We start from the raw sequence: 20,584 nt of genomic DNA on the forward strand, positions 1-20,584 counted from the left end.
CACCGCGTCCCGGCGCACCCGCTCCGCCCGTACCGCCGGCCGCCCTCGCCGCCCGACCGGGCCGGGGAGCGCGGCAAGCCCCGTCCCGCAGCACTGTGAACCGGAGAAGCAGACGTGAGCGTTCCCGTGTACCGAAGCCTGATCGTCGCCCGCATGCGGCCCGGCGCCGCCGACGACGTCGCCGCCATCTTCGCCGCCTCGGACCGGGGCGACCTGCCCGGACTCGTCGGGGTGACCGGGCGCAGCCTGTTCCGCTTCGGCGACGACCTGTACCTGCACCTGATCGAGGCCGACCGGCCGCCGGCCGCCGCCGTCTCCGAGGTGACCGGCCACCCGGAGTTCCGCGCGGTCAGCGACCGGCTGTCGCGGCACATCACGGCGTACGACCCGGAGACCTGGCGCGGGCCCAAGGACGCGATGGCGCACGAGTTCTACCGCTGGGAGCGGCCGACCGGCTCGTGAACCCGGTGGGTCTCACGAACCCGGTGGGTCTCACGAACTCGGTGAGTCTCACGAACCCGGTGAGCCTTACGAGCCTCGTGAGCGCAGCAGCCGCAACCGCCCCGACACGCGGAGGAGACAGATGGTCGACATCGAGAACCGCCCCGCCGCCGCGGAGTCCGCCGCTCGGACGCCCGTCCGCGGCCATGCAGCAGCGGTGCCGCGGGCTGTTGCGGCCGCGGTGGAGGCCGAGTGGGTGCGCTGCCGCCAGTGCGCCGAGCTCGTGTACGGCAAGCGCTTCCGTCGCGTCCTGTCCGTGTGCCCCGACTGCGGCGCGCACGCCCGCCTGACCGCACGCGAACGCCTGGACCAGTTGCTCGACCCCGGCACCGAAGTGCCCATCGACGCCGGCGTCGCTCCGCACGACCCGCTGGAGTTCGTCGACTCACGCCCGTACCGGGAACGTCTCGGCGAGGCCCGCGCCGCGACCGGCATGGCCGACGCCGCGATCGCCGCACACGCGCGCATCGAGGGCCGCCCGGTCGTGGTCGTGGCCATGGACTTCCGGTTCCTGGGCGGCAGCCTCGGCTGCGCGGTCGGCGAGCTCATCACGCTGGCCGCCGAGGAGAGCCTGCGCACCCACACGCCCCTGCTGCTGGTCACCGCCTCCGGTGGCGCGCGCATGCAGGAGGGCGCGCTGTCGCTGATGCAGATGGCCAAGACCGCGCAGGCGCTCGGCGAACTCGACGAGGCCGGGGTCCTGGTCGTGTCGCTGGTCACCGACCCCACGTACGGCGGCGTCGCGGCGTCGTACGCCACGCTCGCCGACATCATCCTCATCGAGCCCGGCGCCCGCATGGGCTTCGCCGGGCCGCGCGTGATCGAGCAGACCATCGGCGAACGCCTCCCGGACGGTTTCCAGACCGCCGAGTTCCTCCTGGCGCACGGCATGGTCGACGCCATCGTGCCGCGTGCCCAACTCCGGCGCACACTTGGCTACTTTCTCGCGGTGGGCGACCAGACCACGCCGAACGAGTACGACGCCGCCCACGCGTCGGGAACCACCGGGCACCCCAACGGAGTCGCCGAACGCCGTCAGGTCACCGCCGCCAAGCGCCTCCTCGCCACAGCCCCGATGTGCGCACCGGCGGACGGGGACACCGACAGTTGGGACGCGGTACGCCTCGCGCGCCACCCCGAGCGCCCCTCCGCTCTCGACTACGCCGCGCACGTGCTGGAGGACTTCCACGAACTGCACGGCGACCGCCTCGGCGACGACTGCCCGGCCGTCGTCGGCGGCATCGGACTCCTGGACGCCCGGCCCGTCATGTTCGTCGGCCACCACAAGGGCGGCGCCGACCTCGGCGAGCGGCAGCGGCGGCACTTCGGCATGGCCACGCCCGCGGGCTTCCGCAAGGCCGCCCGCCTGATGCGCATGGCCGCGAAACTGCGCCTGCCGGTGATCACCCTCGTCGACACCCCCGGGGCGAACCCCGGCCTCGACGCCGAACGCGGCGGCCAGGCCGCGGCCATCGCCGAGAACCTGCGCCTCATGTCGCGCCTCCCGGTGCCGGTCGTCACCGTGGTCACCGGCGAGGGCGGCAGCGGGGGAGCGCTCGCGCTGGCGGTCGCCGACCGGGTGCTCATCAGCGAGCGCGGCGTCTACTCGGTGATCAGCCCGGAAGGGTGCGCGGCGATCCTGTGGAAGGACCCGGCCGCCGCGCCGGTCGCCGCCGCGGCGCTGCGCATCGGGGCCGCCGACCTGCTCGGCATGGGGGTGGTGGACGCGATCGTGCCCGAGCCTCCCGGCGGCGCGCACACCGACGTCGGCGAGGCCGCCGTCCTGCTGCGCGAGGCGGTGCGCCCGCTGCTCGCCGAGTTGCGCGGCGTCCCCGCAGACCTGCTCGTGCGCGAACGCCGCGCCCGATTCCGCGCGTTCGGGGCCACCACGCATGCCCCCAAGCGCGCGCAGCAAGGAGTGTCCTGATGACCGTTCACAACGAGACACCGCACGGGTTGGCCGAGGAGGCGCAGCCGTCCCCGCGCCGCCTGCGCCTGGAGACGGCGGGCACGGTGATCCAGATCGACTGGGTCGCCGACGCCGGTCCGGCGCTGCGGGTCGAGACCGCCCCGATCGCCGGCGCCGCGGGGAAGGCCGACTCGGCGGCACCCGTGGCCGTTTCGCCGGGAAGTCCGGCGGCGTCGGGCGAATCACCCGATGCCGCCGCGCTGTTCGTCCGGGCGCCGATGGTCGGCACCTTCTACCACGCGCCGGACGCGGGGGCACGGCCGTTCGTGGGCATCGGGGACGTCGTCCAGCCGGGCCAGACCATCGGAATCCTCGAAGTGATGAAGATGATGAACCCCATCACGGCCGACGTCGCCGGCCGCGTGGTCGAGATGGTCGTCTCCGACGCCGAACCCGTCGAGTACGACCAGCCGTTGATCGCCCTCGAACCCCTGGGCAGCGGGTGATGGCGTTGCTGTCAACCGTCCTGGTCGCCAACCGCGGCGAGATCGCCCTGCGCGTGGTCCGCGCCTGCCGGGAGGCGGGCCTGCGCAGCGTGGCCGTCTACTCGACCGCCGACCGCGACTCCGCCGCGGTCCGCTGTGCCGACGCCGCAGTGCACATCGGCCCGCCGCCCGCGCGCTCCAGCTACCTGAACATCCCCGCGATCATCGAGGCGGCCCGCGCCACGCACGCCGACGCGATCCACCCGGGCTACGGATTCCTGTCCGAGGACCCCGACTTCGCGGAGATCTGCGCCGCCCACGACATCACGTTCATCGGCCCGCCGCCGGAGGTCATGCAGCGGCTCGGCGACAAGGCCGAGGCGCGAACAGCCATGGCCGACGCCGGACTCCCGGTGCTGCCCGGCAGTTGCGGACCGCTTGCCTCGCCGGGGGAGGCCGCCGAGATCGCGGCGGCGGTCGGCTACCCCGTCATCCTCAAGGCGGTCGCGGGCGGCGGCGGACGCGGCATGCAGGTCGTCCGCGACCCGGGGAGGCTCTCGTGGGCGTACGCGGAGACCCGCGCGCACGCGCGCGCCGTCTTCGGCGACGACCGCGTCTACCTGGAGAAGTACGTCGAGGACGCCAGGCACGTCGAGGTCCAGGTCCTCTGCGACCAGCACGGCGGCGCCGTCCACCTCGGCGAACGCGACTGCTCGGTGCAGCGGCGGCACCAGAAGCTCGTCGAGGAGGCGCCGGCGCCCGGGCTGGACCCGCACGTGCGCGACGCGATGTGCGAGGCGGCCCTGCGCGGCGCCCGGTCGGTGGGGTATGTGGGCGCGGGCACCTTCGAGTTCGTGGTGTCGCCGTCCCAGGAGTTCCACCTCATGGAGGTCAACTGCCGTCTCCAGGTGGAACATCCGGTGACCGAGATGGTGACCGGTGTCGACCTGGTCCGCCAGCAGCTCCGCATCGCCGGCGGCGCGGCGCTGACGCTGCGTCAGGAGGACGTGGTGGTACGCGGAACCGCGATCGAGTGCCGGGTCAATGCGGAGGACCCGGACCGCGGATTCGTGCCCACGCCCGGATGCCTCACCGAATTCGTGCCGCCCGGCGGTCCGTTCGTCAGGGTGGACACCCACGCGTTCGCCGGATGGACCGTCGGGCCGCACTACGACTCGCTGTTGGCCAAGGCCGTGGTGTGGGCACCGGACCGGGACGAGGCGATCGCCCGCGCCGACCGGGCGCTCGCGGAGTTCCGCGTCGAGGGCCCCGGCATGCGCACGACGATGCCCTTCCTCCGGCGCGTCCTGGCCCGGCCCGAGTTCGCGGCCGCGACGCATACGACCGCGCTTGCGGAGTCGATGTCGGCTGAGGGGGCCGAAGAGGCTGGCGCGACCGCGCGGGGCAACGGTCAGGACCCGAGGCGGGCGGCGAAGCAGGACCAGAAGCAGGACCCCAAGCAGTCAATCGAGCACGACCCGACGCACGACACGAAGGCGGAACGATCAGCATGTCCGGACCCCGCAGCACCACCCGCTCCGACGCCCGCCCGGCCGTCGGAGCCCGGCCACCGTCCTCTCCAGGGCATTGCGAAGCCGGGCGAACCCCTGCGCGACCCGGACCTGCCCGATTTCGATCGCTACGCCACGGCACCGCAGTAAGCGCCATGGCCGCGCTGACGGCCTGTGCGACGACGGTCGCTCTCGCCGCCCCCGTCGCGCGTGCCGAGGGCCGGGTGCACTCGGTGGCGCCCGGCGGGTCGGTGCAGGCCGCCGTCGACGCGGCGGCGCCCGGGGATGTCGTCGAGCTCGCGGCGGGAACGTACGAGGGCAGCGTGTTCATCGCGACCGACCGCGTCACGCTGCGCGGGCCGCGGGGCGGTGGCGCGGAGATCGTCCCGGTGCCGGGCGCCAAGGCCGCGTCGTCGGGAGCCAGGCCGGCGTCGTCGGACGCGAAGACCGCCGCGGCGGTCGGTGCGCGCGACGGGGCTGCCGAGGCCTGCGTCCAGGCGGGTCACGGGATTTGCGTGTTCGGGACGCCGGAACACCCGGTCTCCGGGGTGCGCGTCGAGTCCGTGACCGTCTCCGGGTTCCCCGGCAGCGGGGTCATGGGCAAGCACGCCGACGGGCTCACCGTCGCCGCGGTGACGGCCCGGCACAACGGCGCCCACGGCATCGGCCAGGAGTTCTCCGCACACGGCGTCTTCAGCGGCAACGTGGCCGAGGACAACGTGCAGTCCGGGCTGTTCGTCGGCGACGAGACCTCCGGGCCGGGCTCTGCGGTCGCGGGGAACCGGGCGTCCGGCAACCGGATCGGCGTGCACCTGCGGCGTACCACGCACATCGCCGTGACGGCGAACCGCCTGACCGCCAACTGCGCGGGCGTGTTCGTGGTCGGCGACGAGACCCGGCCGGTCGCCGGGGACCTCGACATCGCGGGCAACACCCTTGCCGCGAACAACCGTTACTGCCCCGGCAACGACCGGATCGCGCACATCCAGGGGTCGGGGATCGTCCTCACGGGCGCGCAGGGCGTGCGGGTGCGCGCCAACATCATCACCGACAACCAGGGCGACTCGCCGATGTCGGGCGGCATCGCGATGGTGCCCAGCTTCACCGGCGAGGGCACGTCGTTCCAGGAGATCACCGCGAACACCCTGCTGCGCAACGCTCCCGCCGACATCGCCGAACGCGACCCGCGGGGCACCGGCAACCGCTATGCGGCGAATTCCTGTGCCACCGCGCAGCCGACGCACATTTGCGGGGGATAGCCGGGTGACGGCCGGAGGACAGCCACAGCATCGGGCCGTGACCGCACGCTCCTGACGGGGCCGGGCGGTCCGCGGTCGTCCGATCCACAGCACCGGGCCGTGACCGCACGCTCCTGACGGGGGTCGGGCAGCCTGCGGCCGTCCGATCCAACTGGCATGGCCCGCAGGCGAGTTCCGACGGCTTGCCTGCGGGCCATGGCGTGTCGGCCGCGGCCGCGCGGGGGAACGCGGCCGCGACCGGACACAGGGGTATTACCACTTGCCGCCGTGGTGGCCCGGGGCCATCGGCGGGGTGAGCGGCTTGTCGTGGTGGGTGCCGTCGACGTTCGCGCAGAAGTTGCCGAACGCCGGGTTCAGCACGCCGATGACGCTCACGGTGTTGCCGCACACGTTGACCGGCACGTGGACCGGAACCTGGATCAGGTTGCCGGACAGCACGCCCGGGGAGCCGACCGCCGCGCCGTCCGCGTCCGAGCCGGCGAACGCCGCACCGCTGCCGCCCGCCACGAGCGCGGCCGCACCCGCGGCGACGACGAGCGCCTTCTTGACCGTCATGGAATTCTCCGTTCCTGGGGCGGCACCCGAGCGGCGCCGCAATCAGAGCCAACGAGGGGACGCCCTCGGGGCCACTCCCGATGCCGTTTGATCACTCGAAGGCGTCATGCGCGGCCGGGTTCGGCGTGGTGTCGGGCTCGGATCCGTGGGGCGCGGCCTCGGGATCTGCGGGTCGCAACATGCTGTTCCGCAAAGTGGGACGTGCGGGGCGCCGCGGGCGAGGGCGGCCGGCGCCTGCCGGTCACGGGACGAGGACGATCCGTCCCCGTACGCCGCCCTTGGCCATCGTCTCGTACGCCGAGGCGACGTCCGCGAGCCGGGCGACCGCGTGGACGCGGACCGGCAGGTCTCCGGCCACCGCGCGGCCGAGCAGCCCGGCGAGGAGTGCCGCGTCCGGGGACGCGGTCACGACGTCGACGGCGACGCCGCGTTCCTCGGGCAGCCGCGCCGCCGGCTGCACACCGATGAAACGGCCGCCGTCGCGTACCGCCGCCAGGGCCTGCTCCTGCATGGCTCCGGCATCGGCCACCGCGTCCCACCCCTGCCCGAGACCGGTGGCGAAGTCGACGCCGAGGCCCCTGACGAACTCTTCGTCGGCCGCCCGGGCAACGCCGGTCACCCGCCAGCCGCGCTCCTGGGCGAGCACGGCGGCGTACGCCCCGACCGCCCCGGCCGCGCCCGTGACCAGCAGCCGCCGGGCCTCGCCTGCCGCATCGCCGAGCATCGCGACGAGCTGGGCCGCGGCGGTCGCGTTGAGCGGCACCGTCGCCGCCGCGATCAGGTCCAGGCCGTCCGGCACCGGGACGGCGTTCGCGGCCGGGACGACGAGGTGGTCCGCGTGGGAGCCGTGGTCACGGTCGAAGCCGTCGATGAACCCGGCGACCGGGGTGCCGCGCGGCAACTCCACGCCGGAGCCGACGGCGTCGACGGTGCCGGCGAAGTCCCAGCCGAGACCGGTGTGTTCCGGCTGGTGGACCAGACCGAACCGGTGGAAGACGCCGGCGGCCACGCCCAGGTCGACCGGGTTGACCGCGGCTGCGGCGATCTTGACCCGGACCTCGCCGGGGCCCGGCTTGGCGGGCGGGACGGCGATGATCTCGACCGACTGCGGGCCGGACGGAGTACGGACCACGGCCTGGCGGGAGGTCGTCGTGTTCATGGCGTCTGCTCCTTCGAGCGGTTGGTGGGAGACCTGCAAGCGGCCTGCGAGGGGCCGGTGGGGGGTCTTGCCATCGCTGACCGACACGACAACCATGGACGTGTTCACTTCCCCCAGGGAAGTAGGCACCTGAGAGTGCGTAACTCTCCGAGCGGAGAAGGAGTGGGTCATGGCGACCACGACCGCGTCCCAGCGGCGGGCCGGGGCCAAGGCGGAGTACGACGCGTTCCTGGCGGGGTGTCCGAGCCGTCAACTCCTGGAGCGGATCTCCGACAAGTGGGTCGCGCTCGTCCTCGCCGCCCTCAGCGGGGACGGCCCGCACCCGGGGGCCGTGTGCACCGGCGAACCGCGGCCGATGCGCTACTCCGACCTGGCCCGCCGGATCTCGGGCGTCAGCCAGAAGATGCTGACGCAGACCCTGCGTTCGCTGGAGCGCGACGGGCTGGTCACCCGGACCGTGACGCCGACGGTGCCGGTCACCGTCACCTACGAGCTGACCGACCTCGGCCGCTCGCTCCAGGAGCTCATGTACGGCGTGAAGGTGTGGGCGGAAAGCCACATGGCCGAAGTCCAGACCAACCGCGACGGCTACGACCACGCGCACGGTACGCCCTGACCTCGTTTCGCCAGGAGAAACCGAGGCGCCGCGACGGCTATCATGGCGTTCCGCCAATCGAGGAGCGTTCCGTGCCAGGGGTCGTCGCCGAAGCCGAGGAATCCACCAGCAAGTCCATCGCGGCGGTCGAACGCGCCATGGACGTCCTGCTGTTGCTGGGCCGCAGCGGGCGCCCCGACATGGGTGTCACCGAGATCGCCCAGGAACTCGGCATCACCAAGGGCGCCGTGCACCGCATCCTCACCGCCCTGCGCAGCCGCCGCCTGGTGACGGCCGATCCGACGACCCGCCGCTATGCGCTGGGGCCCGCCGCCGTCGCACTCGGCCGGGCGTATCTCGCACGCACCGACCTGCGCATGCTCGCCGCGCCCGAACTGCGCGCGCTGGCCTCCGAATGCGACGAGACGGCCACCCTCTCGGTCCGCCGCGGCGACACCCGGCTGTACGTCGACCAGGTGCTGCCCGCCAGCGAGTTGCGCATCGAGGTGTCGCTCGGCACGCCGTACCCGCTGCACGCCGGCGCCTCGTCCAAGGCGATTCTCGCCTTCCTGCCCGACGATGAAATCGACGCTTACCTCGCGCAGTCGCGGCTGGCGGCGCTGACCGAGCGCACCGTCACCAACGCGGCCGCGCTGCGCAAGGAGATCGGCCTCATCCGCAAGCGCGGCTACGCCACTTCGGTCGGGGAGCGCCAGGAGGGTACGGCCGCGGTGGCGGCGCCCGTGCTCGACCACGACGGCTGCGTCATCGGCGTGATCAGCCTGGCCGGGCCGCAGTTCCGGTTCCGCCAGGCGGTCGCGGAGCGCGCGGCGCGCGTCACCGAGGCCGCCGCCCGGGTCTCCGCGGAGTTCGGCCACGGTCTGGGTGACGCGGACTGACGTATCGCGCAACGGTCATGACGCACCGTCAGTTTTGTTTTGTGCGGCGGAACCGACGTCGACCGTCGAAGGCCGGCCGCGTTGTCGTCCTGCCGCCCGGCGGCGAGCCGGACCCGGCGGCGACCCCTACGGTGGCGTGCCACGGAGGTCGGAGAAGTTCGGTGAGGACGGCGTTCAGCGGATGTCGTAGGCGGAGTAGGACGGGTCGGTCGGCCCGATTCCGATCCCGTTCGCGGAAGCGAAACTCATTTCCAAGTTTCGGGGCGTAGAGCGAATTCTCTCGGGGACACGCCCGAAGAAACGCGGGCTGACCTGCCGGAACTTCCGACGTGGTTGATATTTGGCAACCGGATTTGCTTTTCTCTCAGGCATGTGCAAAGCGCACCCCGTGGGTTCCCGGCCCGAACAGAAGGGCCGGGATCCGCGCCTTCCCAGGACGCGGACCCGGCGAATGCCGAGACGTCGCATGGCATGCGGTGTTCCGGCGCAGACGCGGCAGTGCCGAATGAGCATTTGCCGCCGTATCGCCCCACGGGAATTCCGGAAGGACTCTGGATGTCTCTCCGTCGTGTCACCCGTGCCCAGACCCCCGCGGCGTACCCCCGACCCCGGCGCCGCCGCGGCGCGCTGGCCGTCCTGATCGCCTTGCCGGTGTTGGCAGTTGCCGCCGTGGCCACCGCGAACCCGGCGCACGCCGTCAGCGTGCGGACCTGGGACAAGGTCGCCAAGTGCGAGAGCGGCGGCAATTGGTCGATCAACACGGGGAACGGCTACTACGGCGGATTGCAGTTCAAGTTGAGCACGTGGCGGGAACACGGCGGTAAGGGCATGCCGCACCGTGCGTCGAAGGCCGAGCAGATTCGTGTCGCCGAGAGAGTTCTGGCCAATCAGGGGCCGGGAGCGTGGCCGGTCTGCGGCCGGAGAGCGGGCCTGGCGTAAGGCCCGAGTGCGCTTGTCGGATCAGTTCGGGACGCCTCCGAGTGCGTGTACCGACTCCCTTTTGGAGGTTCGGCACGGCTGCGCAATTCGGAGGCGTTTCCCGGGTCGGCGTTCCGGGGAGTTGTTCCCGAATGGTGTCCGCAGATGTTGCCCCGGGGCGGGAAATCGGTGCTGCGAATAGTCGCGGTGAATAATCGGGGAACGATCCGAAACTTTTCGATCACCGGTTCCCGGGCGCTGTCCCGTACTCGGGATCAGTGCGGCCGTGCGGCGGCGGGACGGGACCGGTCCGCCCCGCCGTCGGGGCTGCCGTCCGTCCCGTCTTCCGGGCCACTGGACGCCCGTACGCGAAGCTCCCATGCGTGCGGGCGGACCGTGTCGGGCGGCGTGCGTCCGGCCAGGATGTCGGCCAGCAGTTCCGCGCACGCGCGGCCGTACTCGGCGGGCCGCAGGTCGACGGAGGTGATCGGCGGGCTGCTCGTGCGCGTGGCGGTGCCGTCCACGCACGAGGCGACCAGGAGGTCCCGGCCGGGCGTACGGCCGAGGGCGTCCGCCGCGTACAGCACCCCCGGGGCGGCGCCGTCCGGGCCGCAGACGACGGCGTCGACGCCCGGATCGGCGCGCAGGAGGCCGCTTGCCGCGTCGGCGGCCTCTGCGGGCGTGGCCGCGAAGGGGACCGGGCGCACGGCGACCGGGACCGCGTGGGCCTCGCCCCATGCGGCGGCCGTCATCCGCAGCGCCTGCGCCCACGCGGAATCGCCGCGCGGGGCCAGCAGCCCGGGGCGGCGCGCGCCGCGGTCGGCGAGGTGGTCCAGGAGCGCGGTCAGCGAGGCCGCGTTGTCGCAGACCACGGCACCGGTCGGGGCCGCGGACGGACCCGGGTAGCGCTCTCCGGTCACGACGGGGACCCCGGCGGCCAGCATCTCCGGGACGGCCGGGTCGGCGGTGTCGGGGTCGACGATCAGGAGTCCGTCGACCCGCGACGCGATCGGGCCGCGGGCGGCGGTCCCGGCGAGCAGGACCACGTCGAAGTCGTCGTGCTGGGCGCGGGCCACGGCGCCGAACGCGAGGTTCATGTAGTAGTCGAGCCGGGACGCCGTCCTCGGCAGGTACAGCCCGATCGCCCCCGTCCCCGCCCGGCGCAGGCGGCGCGCCGCGCTGTTGGGGCGGTAGCCGAGCGCGTCCGCGGTCGCGCGGACCCGGGCGCGGGTGGCCTCGGCGACGCGTCCGGAGCCCTGAAGGGCGTCCGACGCGGTGCTCCGGGAGACTCCGGCGGCACGGGCGACGTCGAGCAGGGTCACTATGCGGGCGCTCACAGGCGGTGAGTCTAGACGGCCCGCCGGATACTTGCCGGATCGATCCGGCACTGTCTACATTCGGATGCCGCCGGATCGATCCGGCAACGAGCGCGGCGTATCGCACGTCCGTTCGACCGAGCCGTCAGGAGGCACCCGCATGACGCGCGGATTCGACGTGGTGGAGACCGGCATCGCCGACCTGCGCGCGGCCCTGGAAAGCGGCGCGGCCACCGCGGTCGGGCTGCTCGACGCCTACCTCGCCCGGATCGCCGCCTACGACCGGCCCGGCACCGCCACCGCGCTCAACTCCGTGGTCGTGCTCAATCCGGACGCCCGCGCCGACGCCGCGGCCTCCGACGCCCGGCGCGCCCGCGGCGAGACCCTGGGCCCGCTCGACGGGATCCCGTACACCGCCAAGGACAGCTACCTCGCCAGGGGGCTGACCGCGGCCGCCGGCTCGCCCGCCTTCGAACACCTGGTCGCTCGGCACGACGCCTTCGCCGTCGAGCGGCTGCGCGCCGCCGGGGCGGTGCTCATCGGCCTCACCAACATGCCGCCGATGGCGAACGGCGGCATGCAGCGCGGCGTGTACGGCCGCGCCGAGAGCCCGTACAACGCCGCGTGGCTGACCAGCGCGTACGGCTCCGGCTCGTCCAACGGCTCGGGAACCGCGACGGCGGCGTCCTTCGGCGCGTTCGGCCTCGGCGAGGAGACCTGGTCGTCGGGCCGGGCGCCCGCGTCCAACAACGCGCTGTGCGCGTACACCCCCAGCCGCGGCGTGATCTCGGTGCGCGGCAACTGGCCGCTCGTGCCGACCATGGACGTCGTCGTCCCGCACACCCGTACGATGGCCGACCTGCTCGAACTGCTCGACGTCGTCGTGGCCGACGACCCCGAGACGCGCGGCGACCTGTGGCGGACCCAGCCGTGGGTGCCGCTGCCCAAGGCGTCCCAGGTACGCCCCGCCTCATACCCGGCACTCGCCCCCGCGGACCCGAGCGCCGCACGGACTGCCTTGGCGGGCAAGCGAGTCGGCGTACCGAAGATGTACATCAACGCCGACCCCGAGGCCGGGACGAACCCCGGCGGCGGCATCGGCGGCCAGACCGGCCAGCGCATCGTCGCGCGGCCCTCGGTGATCGCCCTGTGGGAGGCGGCCCGCCGCGACCTGGAGGCGGCCGGAGCCGAGGTCGTGGAGGTGGATTTCCCGGTCGTCTCGAACTACGAGTCGGACCGCCCCGGCGCGCCGTCGCTGTTCACCCGCGGCCTGGTCGGGCGGGAGTTCCTCACCGCCGAGATCGAGGACTTGTCGGCGTGGGCGTGGGACGACTTCCTGCGCGCCAACGGCGACCCCGGGTTCGCCTCCCTTGCCGATGTCGACGGGACGCGGATCTGGCCCAAGCACCCCGGCGAACTCCCGGACCGCTACGCCGGGTTCGAGGACACGATCGGCGAATACCCGCGCTTCGTGAGGGAACGCCCGTACGCCGCGGTCACCGACATCCCGCACCTGGCGGAGGGCCTGCGCGGGCTGGAGGAGACGCGACGCCTCGACCTCGAAGTCTGGATGGACGAACTCGCCCTGGACGCCGTGGTGTTCCCGGCGGTCGCGGACGTGGGTCCGGCGGACATGGACGTCGACGAGGCGTCCGCCGACCTCGGTTGGCGCAACGGCGTCTGGGTCGCGAACGGGAACCTCGTGCCCCGGCACCTCGGCATCCCGACCGTGACCGTGCCGATGGGCACCATGGCCGACACCGGTATGCCGGTCGGCCTGACGTTCGCCGGCCGCGCGTACGACGACAACGCCCTGCTCACCCTCGCCGCGGCCTTCGAGGCGACCGGCGAGCGGCGCACCGAGCCGCCGCGTACGCCGCGGTTGCCCGCGAACTGACGCCCGGCGTCGGCGAACCGATGCGGCAGGGCGGTGCGAACCGGCGCGGTGCGTCGACCGCGGGCGTGTTTCCGCCGGGGGCGGGTAGCCGCGCGAGCGTACGGAGGTGAACGACATGGCCACAGCGGACCCCCGCCGCGCTGCGGAAGCCCGGAGAGTACGCGCGAGAGTGCTCGGGCGACTGGCACGCCGGGGCACTGAGCGAGGACGACACGTACGCCCTCGCGGCAAAGCTCGTGCGCCGCATGGAGACCCTGGACGCCGACGGCGAGATGTTCGCGCGGTACGCCACGTTCGTGGTCGAGTTGATCACCGCCGCGCCGAGAGAGCCCGGCCTCGGGGCCGCGTGACGACCGCCGCAGCCCCGGCACGCCCACCAAAGTGGGTGTCCGGGGCTGCGCGCCCGCGGGGGAGGAGCATCGACCTCATGACGGACACCGGCATGACGGATGCGGGCCCTCCGCTCGGCCCCGACGCACACCACATGACCTGGACCGCACGCCTGTACGGATGGCAAGTCGCCGTACACGCCGACGGATCCGTACGCATGTCCCTCCCCGACCGCACGCTGTGGGCGCACTTCGACCCCCAGGGCGGCTTCCGGCACGGCGCGGCCGCCGGGCCCGGCTGCCAGGACCAAAGCCTCGATCTGCGCGAAGTCCTCGACACGCTGGCCGCACACGGCAATCCGGGACCGCCGCCGCCCCGGCGCTGAGGCGGTCTCGCCATGGCACCCGCCCCCGGGCCGCGAGAACGGTACGGGTCAACCCCGAATCGCCGGGTAGCCGCGTTTCCGCGGGACCGTCCGCGCACGCTGCGGCACGCGTTCCGGAGTTGCGTCCGAACCGCAGAGAACAGGGCCGAGGCCGCGAAGCGGTACGCGCGGTAGCGCAGCCGGCGTCCATCCGACCGGCGTACAAGGGGTGTTGCCATGTCGTCCCAGGCAAAGTCGCAGGCGCAAGCACAAACCACAGCGCCTTCGCGCTCGTCGAGCGACCGGATCGCGGATCCGTGGGGTGTCCGGACGCCGTACGCTCCCGGCAGTACGTGGCCGACGCGCACCGACGAGTTCCTTCAGCCGGGAGTGGCCTCCGCCGACGTCGAGCGTTGGGTGCAGACCGCGTCCATCCTGCACTCGGACGGCGACGCGATGGACATCGCGGTGCGCGACGGCCGCATGGTCGGCGTCCGCGGCCGTCCGGTCGACCGGGTCAACCGGGGCCGACTCGGGCCCAAGGACCTCTTCGGCTGGCAGGCGAACGCCTCCCGCGACCGGCTGACCCGGCCGCTGGTGCGCGAGGGCGGCCGGTTGACCGAGTGCGACTGGGACACCGCCATGGACCGCATCGCCGCGGAGACCCGGGCACAACTTGACGCACGTGGACCCGGCGCGATCGGGTTCTACACGAGCGGGCAGTTGTTCCTGGAGGAGTACTACACGCTCTCCGTGGTCGCGCACGCCGGAATCGGCACGAACCACGTCGACGGCAACACCCGGCTGTGCACCGCGACGGCCGCCGAATCGTTGAAGGAGTCGTTCGGCTGCGACGGTCAGCCGGGCTCGTACGAGGACATCGACCACGCCGACACCATCGCGCTGTTCGGGCACAACATGGCCGAGACGCAGCCGGTGCTGTGGATGCGCGTCCTCGACCGGCTGGCCGGGCCGCGGCCGCCGCGCCTGGTGTGCGTGGACCCGCGTCCGACCCCGGTCGCCAAGGCCGCCGCCGTGCACCTCGCGCCGCGCTCCGGCACGAACGTCGCGCTGCTGAACGCCCTTCTCCACGAGCTCATCCGGACCGGTCGCGTCGACCACGCCTACCTGGCCGCGCACACGGTGGGCTTCGACGAACTGCGGTCCCGGGTGGCCGAATGCCCGCCGAGCTGGGCGGCGCCGATCTGCGACGTCCCCGAGGAGGCGATCCGGGAGGCCGCGGCGATCATCGGCTCGGCCCAGCGGCTGGTGTCCACCGTGCTGCAAGGCGTCTACCAGTCGCACCAGGCCACCGCGGCCGCCGTCCAGGTCAACAACCTCCACCTGGTCCGGGGCATGCTCGGCAGGCCGGGCTGCGGCGTCCTCCAGATGAACGGGCAGCCGACCGCGCAGAACACGCGCGAATGCGGCGCCGACGGAGACCTGCCGGGCTTCCGCAACTGGCAGAACGACGAACACGTCGCCGATCTCGCCCGGGTGTGGAACGTCGCGCCGGAGGCCGTCCCGCACGACGCCCCGCCGACGCCCGCCATGGACATCTTCCGCAAGGCCGAGCAGGGCGAGATCCGCCTGCTGTGGATCAGCGGCACCAACCCGGCCGTGTCCCTGCCCGAACTCGCGCGCATCCGCGCGATCCTGGGGCAGGAGCGGCTGTTCACCGTCGTCCAGGACCTCTTCCTGACCGAGACCGCCCAGTACGCCGACGTTGTCCTCCCGGCGGCGACGTGGGGCGAGAAGACGGGCACGTTCACCAACGCCGACCGCACCGTCCACCTGTCCGACAAGGCCGTCGAACCGCCCGGCGAGGCGCGCTCCGACCTCGACATCTTCCTCGACTTCGCGCGGCGCATGGACTTCCGCGACCGGGACGGCCGCCCGCTGGTGGGGTGGCACGACCCGGAGTCGGCGTTCGAGGCGTGGAAGCGGTGCAGCGCGGGCCGGCCGTGCGACTACACCGGCATCTCGTACGACGGACTGCGCGGCGGCAGCGGCATCCAGTGGCCGTGCAACGACGAGCACCCGGAAGGCACCCCGCGGCTCTACACCGACGGCATCTCTTGGGCCGGGGCGGACGAGTGCGAGACCTACGGCAAGGACCTGGCGACCGGGGACCCGGTCACCGAGGCGGAGTACCGCGCCCGCAACCCGGACGGCAAGGCGGTCGTCAAGGCCGCCGAGTACCTGCCGCCGGATGAGGAGACGAGCGCCGAGTACCCGCTGCAACTCAACACCGGGCGCACGCTCTATCACTTCCACACGCGGACCAAGACGGGCCGCGTCCGGCAACTGCGCGACGCCGCGCCGGAGGTGTGGGTGGAACTGTCGGCCGCGACCGCGCGCGCCCTTGGGGCACGCGAGGGGGACCTGGTCGAAGTGGCGAGCCGGCGCGGGGCGTTGCGCGGTCGGCTGCGCGTCACGGAGATGCGCGACGGCATGGTCTTCGTCCCGTTCCACTACGGCTACTGGGACACGCCGGCGGGCCGGGGCCCCGAGGGGGACCAGGGCGGCAGGGCCGCGAACGAGGTGACCGTGACCGACTGGGACCCGGTCTCCAAGCAGCCGATCTACAAGACCGCCGCCGCTCGGGTGGACCTCGTCGAGTCCGGCGACGGTACGCCCGCCCCGGCGCCCACGACGACCGCTTCGGCGCCTGCCGAGCCGCACGGCGTACCGGCGACCGAGGGCGGCGCGGGGGCGGTGGCGGCGTACGAGGTCGGGGGGCGGGACGGGACGTCGATCAAGGCCGCAGCAAAACCTTGATGGCGCCGTCGTCCTTGGCGCGGAACATCTCGTACGCCTCCGCGGCCTGCGCCAGCGGCATGTGGTGCGTGGCGAACTGCTCGGTGCCCAGCGGGTCGTCGTCGCCGAGAAGGGGCAGGATGTCGTCTGTCCAGCGCCGCACGTTCGCCTGTCCCATGCGGAATTGGATCTGCTTGTCGAACAGCGTGAGCATGGGCAGCGGATCGGTCATGCCGCCGTAGACGCCGACGACGGAGATCGTGCCGCCTCGCCGGACCATGTCGATCGCGGTGTGCAGCGCGGTCAGGCGGTCGATGCCCGCCTTGCGCATCAGCTTCTCCGCCACCTTGTCCGGCAGCAGACCCGTCAGTTGCTGGGCGGCCTTGGCGATCGGCGCGCCGTGTGCCTCCATACCGACCGCGTCGATGACCGCGTCCGGCCCGCGGCCGTCGGTCCGGTCGCGCACCGCGTCCGCGACGTTGTCGTACTCGCGCAGGTCCAGGGCCTCCACACCGTGCGCCTCGGCGCGGCGCAGGCGTTCGGGGACCAGGTCGACGCCCAACACGCGCACGTCGCCGTGGTGCACCGCGATGCGCGCGGCCATCTCGCCGATGGGCCCGAGGCCGAGGACGGCGAGCGTCCCGCCCGCGGGCACGTCCGCGTACGCGACCGCCTGCCACGCGGTGGGCAGCACGTCGGAGAGGAACACGAACCGGTCGTCCGGCGGCCCGTCCGGGACCTTGACCGGCAAGTGGTCGGCGAAGGGGACGCGGAGGAACTCGGCCTGCCCGCCCGGGACCTGGCCGTAGAGCCGGGTGTAGCCGAACAGCGAGCCGCCGGTGCCCTGGTCGCGGTTCTGGGTGGTTTCGCACTGCGAGTGCAGGCCCTGCCCGCACATGAAGCACGTGCCGCACGAGAGGTTGAACGGCACGACGACGCGGTCTCCCGCCTTGAGGGTGTCGACCCCGGGGCCCGCCTCCTCGACGACGCCCATGGCTTCGTGGCCGAGGATGTCGCCCGGCGTGAGGAACGCGCCCAGCACCTCGTACAGGTGGAGGTCCGATCCGCATATGCCGGTCGACGTGACGCGGACGATCACGTCGGACGGGTCCTTGATCGAGGGGTCGGGGACGGTGTCCACGCGTACGTCCCGACGCCCTTGCCATGTCACGGCCTTCATCATGACTCCTGGGGGATTGGGGGTTCCGGCCGTTCCGCTACTCCGGCGGCGCGCCCAACGGCACCGCCTCCAGCGCACGGGCGACATCCGCGAGGTTCGCCGCCATCGCGCGCCCGGTCTTGTGCGACCACTCGTGGCCGCGCTGTTCCTCCAGGTAGTCGGGCCCCGGACCCGGCCCCAAGTGCCAGTACGTCCATGCCTGGCCCGGGATCGTGTACCCGATGTCGCCGAGGGCGCCGGAGATTTCGCTGACGACGTGGTGGGCGCCGTCCTCGTTGCCGGTCACGACCACCCCGGCGACGCGGTTGTACGCGCGCGGGACGCCGTCGCCGTCGGTCTCCGAGATCATCGCGTCCAGGCGCTCCAGCACGCGCTGGGCGACCGAGGACGGACGCCCCAGCCACGTCGGCGAGGCGAACACGAGGATGCGGGACGCGAGGACTTTGTCGCGGACTTGGGGCCACGCGTCGCCCGGGCCCATGTCGTTCGCCACGCCGGGCTTGATGTCGAGGTCCACCGCGCGGACTTCCTCCACGTCCACGCCGCGCTCGCGCAGCGCGTCGGCGACGACGGCCGCGAGGGCGTGGGTATTGGACTCCTGCGGGGACGGTTTGAGGGTGCAGTTGATGATCAAGGCGCGCATGGCCGGCGGCTACCCGCTTCGTTCACCCGTATGCGTGACGGCAGTAGGGGGCGCGGGCCCGATGCCGCGGGTGCGTGCGATCGCGGGGGAAGCGGGCCGGGGCGGCGGCGCGTGGGTCCGGTGGTCGCTTCGGGAGCGGTCTTCGCCTGCGGTCTTCGCCTGCGGTCTTCGGCTGCGGTGTCGGGTCGCGTGTCGGCCGCGGTCTGGTCGGTCCCGGGCCGCGGCGCGGCGTTTTGCGGGTTTCGCGGCTGCTCGGCGGGTGGTATCCGAACGGAGGCCGTGACCTCGGTACGTGTTCGGTCGTTGTGGGACGGGTCGTTTCCCCGCCGCGGTGCGGCGGGGGTCCCACGGCGTACGAGCGTGCCGTGCGGTGTGGAGACGTTGTCGGCGGGCAGTAGCGGCCAGAGGCCGTCGGCGGCCGGTGGCCCGCGAGGTTGTTCGGAGAGCGGATGAACGAGAGCTGCGTCCATGGTCCCCGCTGCCGCGCGTGCCGGGTCGAGGGTGTGACGGCCCCCGCCCCGGTGCCGCGACCGGCCCCGAGCCCGCCGCGGGTCGCCCCGGGCGGACGGCGGGCGGTGCTGATGGAGTTGGCCGTGGACGCGGCCATCCGCACCTGCGGCGGATGGCCGGTGCCCGCCGCGGACCCGTTCGCGGTATTGCAGCGGGCATTCGCGCTGGGCGTCACCGACGCGCAATACGACGAGGCGCTGGAGGCGTTGCAGGCGCGCCTGGTGATCCGCGGGTTCCCGCGCTACATCCCGCCGTTGCGGTGGACCGCTCCCTGACGGCGGTGACTCCGTGGAAGGCGGTCAGTGGCTGCCGTCGTCGATGCGCGCGGCCGCCGGGTGCGTGCCCGCACCCGCGACCCGGGCGCGATGTACGTCCTCGTGGTGCGCGGTGTGCAGGCGTTCCACGACCCGTGCGAGTTCGGTGTCGGGGATGTGGTCGGGGGTGAGCGCGGGCAGGATGTCGCGGCGCTCGTGCAGCAATTGGCCGTCGGCCGCCGCGGCCGCCTCGTACGCCTGGTCGAGGAACCCGCTGCCTTCCGGACCGAGGTGTTCCGCGGCCGACAGGAAGGCCTCGACCTGGCGATTGGTGCGTACCGCTTCGTCCACGAGCTTGGTGCGGCCCGGGTCGCGGCGGACGACCACCGGGTACAGCTCCCGCTCCTTCGCGGTGGCGGTGGCCCGCAGCTCGACGGCGGTCGCGGGCAGGAGCTCCGCCACGGATTGCGGGGTGGACCGCCAGCGTGCGATCAGCGCGCGCAGTCGGTCGTTGTCCTCGATGAGCTGCGAGTACGCGTCCATGTCTACTCCGTAGCCGGTCGATTCGCGGCGGAATGGTCACCGCGCCGGTACCCGCTTCGGGATCTCGTACCCCCTTTGTGGTGTTTCGGGGTGACGGGCGTCGGGCAGCCGCGCGAAAGCGGGCCGCGACGAGCGATCGCCCGCGTAGTGGTGACACCGAGGAAGCAATCCGGAGGCAGTGATGACCACGTCGTCCACCAGTTCGCCCGCGTACACCGTGCCCGGCCTCAAGGCCGACGACGCCGCACAGGTGGCCAAGGCCCTTCAGCAGCGGCTGCACGCGCTCAACGACCTGCACCTGACGCTGAAGCACGTGCACTGGAACGTCGTGGGTCCGCACTTCATCGCGGTGCACGAGATGCTCGACCCGCAGGTCGCGGCCGTGCGGGCCATGGTCGACGAGACCGCGGAACGCATCGCGACGCTGGGCTGCTCGCCGGTCGGCACGCCGGGGCGCCTGGTCGCCGAGCGGTCCTGGACCGACTACGAACTCGGCCGGGCCGACACCATGGCGCACCTCGGCGCGCTGGACCTGGTGTACGACGGCGTGTGCGCGGACCACCGCGCCGCCGTCAACGGGGTGACCGAGTCCGACCCGGCGTCCCAGGACATGCTGATCGGCCAGCTCCGGCAGCTTGAGCAGTTCCAGTGGTTCGTACGCGCGCACCTCGAACAGTCCGGCGGCGCGCTGTCGACCGCCGGCGCGGAGTCCCTTGCGGACGCCGCCAAGCAGGCGCAGGGCTCCGGGAACGGGCGGGTGTGAGTCGGGGGCGATCGGGTGTGCGCCGGGTCGGGGCCAGGGCCGCGGCCGGGTCCGGGATGGGACGGGCTCGGGTCTGAGCTGGGACGGGGTCGGGTCTGAGCCGGGTCTGAACTGGGCCTGAGCTGGGCCTGAGTCGGATCTGAGCCGGGCCTGAAACGTAAAACGCGGGGTGAGCCGGGTGCGACCGGGTCCGACCGGGTCCGACCGGGTGGGGCCGGGTGCGGGGCGGGTCC

At 73.0% G+C, this 20,584-nt stretch carries 18 protein-coding genes and 1 pseudogene; 13 read left to right on the forward strand and 6 right to left on the reverse strand.

Annotated features, from left to right (window positions below; translation table 11 throughout):
- The first annotated feature begins 126 nt into the window (after positions 1-126).
- The 5 genes and pseudogenes from ACRX5S_RS08980 (at position 127) to ACRX5S_RS09000 (ending at position 5,665) form a co-directional block, all read left to right on the forward strand.
- The gene (locus ACRX5S_RS08980; RefSeq protein ID WP_436772742.1) at positions 127-462 is read left to right on the forward strand and encodes a TcmI family type II polyketide cyclase; all 336 of its coding nucleotides are present in this window, start codon (positions 127-129) and stop codon (positions 460-462) included.
- A 121-nt stretch (positions 463-583) separates the two neighbouring features.
- On the forward strand, positions 584-2,428 hold the full coding sequence (accD, locus tag ACRX5S_RS08985; RefSeq protein WP_436772283.1) for an acetyl-CoA carboxylase, carboxyltransferase subunit beta: 1,845 nt from the start codon (positions 584-586) through the stop codon (positions 2,426-2,428).
- A complete protein-coding gene (locus tag ACRX5S_RS08990) occupies positions 2,428-2,916 on the forward strand; it encodes an acetyl-CoA carboxylase biotin carboxyl carrier protein (protein WP_436772284.1) in 489 nt (162 codons plus the stop codon). Before accD ends, ACRX5S_RS08990 begins: the two co-directional genes overlap by 1 nt.
- Positions 2,917-2,921: 5 nt before the next feature.
- Positions 2,922-4,262 (forward strand): annotated as a pseudogene (locus tag ACRX5S_RS08995) (acetyl-CoA carboxylase biotin carboxylase subunit); the annotation flags it as partial.
- A gap of 299 nt (positions 4,263-4,561) precedes the next feature.
- A complete protein-coding gene (locus ACRX5S_RS09000) occupies positions 4,562-5,665 on the forward strand; it encodes a right-handed parallel beta-helix repeat-containing protein (protein ID WP_436772285.1) in 1,104 nt (367 codons plus the stop codon).
- A gap of 252 nt (positions 5,666-5,917) precedes the next feature.
- Here ACRX5S_RS09000 and ACRX5S_RS09005 read toward each other — a convergent pair whose 3' ends face one another.
- Both ACRX5S_RS09005 and ACRX5S_RS09010 read right to left on the reverse strand, forming a co-directional pair.
- Positions 5,918-6,220, reverse strand: coding sequence for a chaplin (locus ACRX5S_RS09005; protein ID WP_436772286.1), 303 nt, complete (start codon positions 6,218-6,220; stop codon positions 5,918-5,920).
- A gap of 241 nt (positions 6,221-6,461) precedes the next feature.
- A complete protein-coding gene (locus ACRX5S_RS09010) occupies positions 6,462-7,379 on the reverse strand; it encodes an alcohol dehydrogenase catalytic domain-containing protein (protein WP_436772287.1) in 918 nt (305 codons plus the stop codon).
- Between the two features lie 169 nt (positions 7,380-7,548).
- Between ACRX5S_RS09010 and ACRX5S_RS09015 the strand changes: the two genes are divergently transcribed.
- The 3 genes from ACRX5S_RS09015 (at position 7,549) to ACRX5S_RS09025 (ending at position 9,812) form a co-directional block, all read left to right on the forward strand.
- Positions 7,549-7,995: a winged helix-turn-helix transcriptional regulator gene (locus tag ACRX5S_RS09015; protein ID WP_436772288.1), complete on the forward strand. Its 447-nt coding sequence runs from the start codon at positions 7,549-7,551 to the stop codon at positions 7,993-7,995.
- Positions 7,996-8,066: 71 nt separating this feature from the next.
- Entirely contained in the window at positions 8,067-8,873 is an 807-nt protein-coding gene (locus ACRX5S_RS09020; protein ID WP_436772289.1) for an IclR family transcriptional regulator, read from the forward strand.
- A gap of 555 nt (positions 8,874-9,428) precedes the next feature.
- Positions 9,429-9,812 (forward strand): transglycosylase family protein, encoded by a 384-nt coding sequence (locus tag ACRX5S_RS09025; protein ID WP_436772290.1) that lies wholly within the window; start codon positions 9,429-9,431, stop codon positions 9,810-9,812.
- Positions 9,813-10,066: 254 nt separating this feature from the next.
- On the opposite strand, the gene ACRX5S_RS09030 is transcribed toward ACRX5S_RS09025, so the two are convergent.
- A complete protein-coding gene (locus ACRX5S_RS09030; protein WP_436772291.1) occupies positions 10,067-11,128 on the reverse strand; it encodes a LacI family DNA-binding transcriptional regulator in 1,062 nt (353 codons plus the stop codon).
- A gap of 139 nt (positions 11,129-11,267) precedes the next feature.
- On the opposite strand from ACRX5S_RS09030, the gene ACRX5S_RS09035 reads away from it, so the two are divergent.
- From ACRX5S_RS09035 to ACRX5S_RS09045, 3 genes are all read left to right on the forward strand, one after another.
- Positions 11,268-13,004, forward strand: coding sequence for an amidase (locus tag ACRX5S_RS09035; RefSeq protein ID WP_436772292.1), 1,737 nt, complete (start codon positions 11,268-11,270; stop codon positions 13,002-13,004).
- A 427-nt stretch (positions 13,005-13,431) separates the two neighbouring features.
- Entirely contained in the window at positions 13,432-13,719 is a 288-nt protein-coding gene (locus ACRX5S_RS09040) for a hypothetical protein (RefSeq protein WP_436772293.1), read from the forward strand.
- 216 nt (positions 13,720-13,935) lie between these two features.
- On the forward strand, positions 13,936-16,479 hold the full coding sequence (locus ACRX5S_RS09045) for a molybdopterin oxidoreductase family protein (protein ID WP_436772294.1): 2,544 nt from the start codon (positions 13,936-13,938) through the stop codon (positions 16,477-16,479).
- Here ACRX5S_RS09045 and ACRX5S_RS09050 read toward each other — a convergent pair.
- Both ACRX5S_RS09050 and ACRX5S_RS09055 read right to left on the reverse strand, forming a co-directional pair.
- Entirely contained in the window at positions 16,457-17,638 is a 1,182-nt protein-coding gene (locus tag ACRX5S_RS09050; RefSeq protein ID WP_436772743.1) for a zinc-dependent alcohol dehydrogenase, read from the reverse strand. The two genes, ACRX5S_RS09045 and ACRX5S_RS09050, sit on opposite strands and share 23 nt — an antisense overlap.
- Positions 17,639-17,675: 37 nt before the next feature.
- Positions 17,676-18,281 (reverse strand): flavodoxin family protein, encoded by a 606-nt coding sequence (locus ACRX5S_RS09055; protein WP_436772295.1) that lies wholly within the window; start codon positions 18,279-18,281, stop codon positions 17,676-17,678.
- A gap of 593 nt (positions 18,282-18,874) precedes the next feature.
- Here ACRX5S_RS09055 and ACRX5S_RS09060 point away from each other — a divergent pair.
- The gene (locus ACRX5S_RS09060; protein ID WP_436772296.1) at positions 18,875-19,066 is read left to right on the forward strand and encodes a hypothetical protein; all 192 of its coding nucleotides are present in this window, start codon (positions 18,875-18,877) and stop codon (positions 19,064-19,066) included.
- Positions 19,067-19,090: 24 nt separating this feature from the next.
- Here ACRX5S_RS09060 and ACRX5S_RS09065 read toward each other — a convergent pair whose 3' ends face one another.
- Positions 19,091-19,588 carry a hemerythrin domain-containing protein gene (locus ACRX5S_RS09065; protein WP_436772297.1) on the reverse strand — a complete coding sequence of 166 codons (498 nt, stop codon included), beginning with the start codon at positions 19,586-19,588 and terminating at the stop codon, positions 19,091-19,093.
- A gap of 181 nt (positions 19,589-19,769) precedes the next feature.
- Here ACRX5S_RS09065 and ACRX5S_RS09070 point away from each other — a divergent pair, with 181 nt between their 5' ends.
- The gene (locus ACRX5S_RS09070) at positions 19,770-20,351 is read left to right on the forward strand and encodes a Dps family protein (RefSeq protein WP_436772298.1); all 582 of its coding nucleotides are present in this window, start codon (positions 19,770-19,772) and stop codon (positions 20,349-20,351) included.
- The last annotated feature ends 233 nt before the right edge of the window (positions 20,352-20,584 follow it).

The sequence above is a fragment of the Yinghuangia sp. YIM S09857 genome, assembly GCF_051388915.1.
Classification (GTDB): Bacteria; Actinomycetota; Actinomycetes; order Streptomycetales; family Streptomycetaceae; genus Yinghuangia.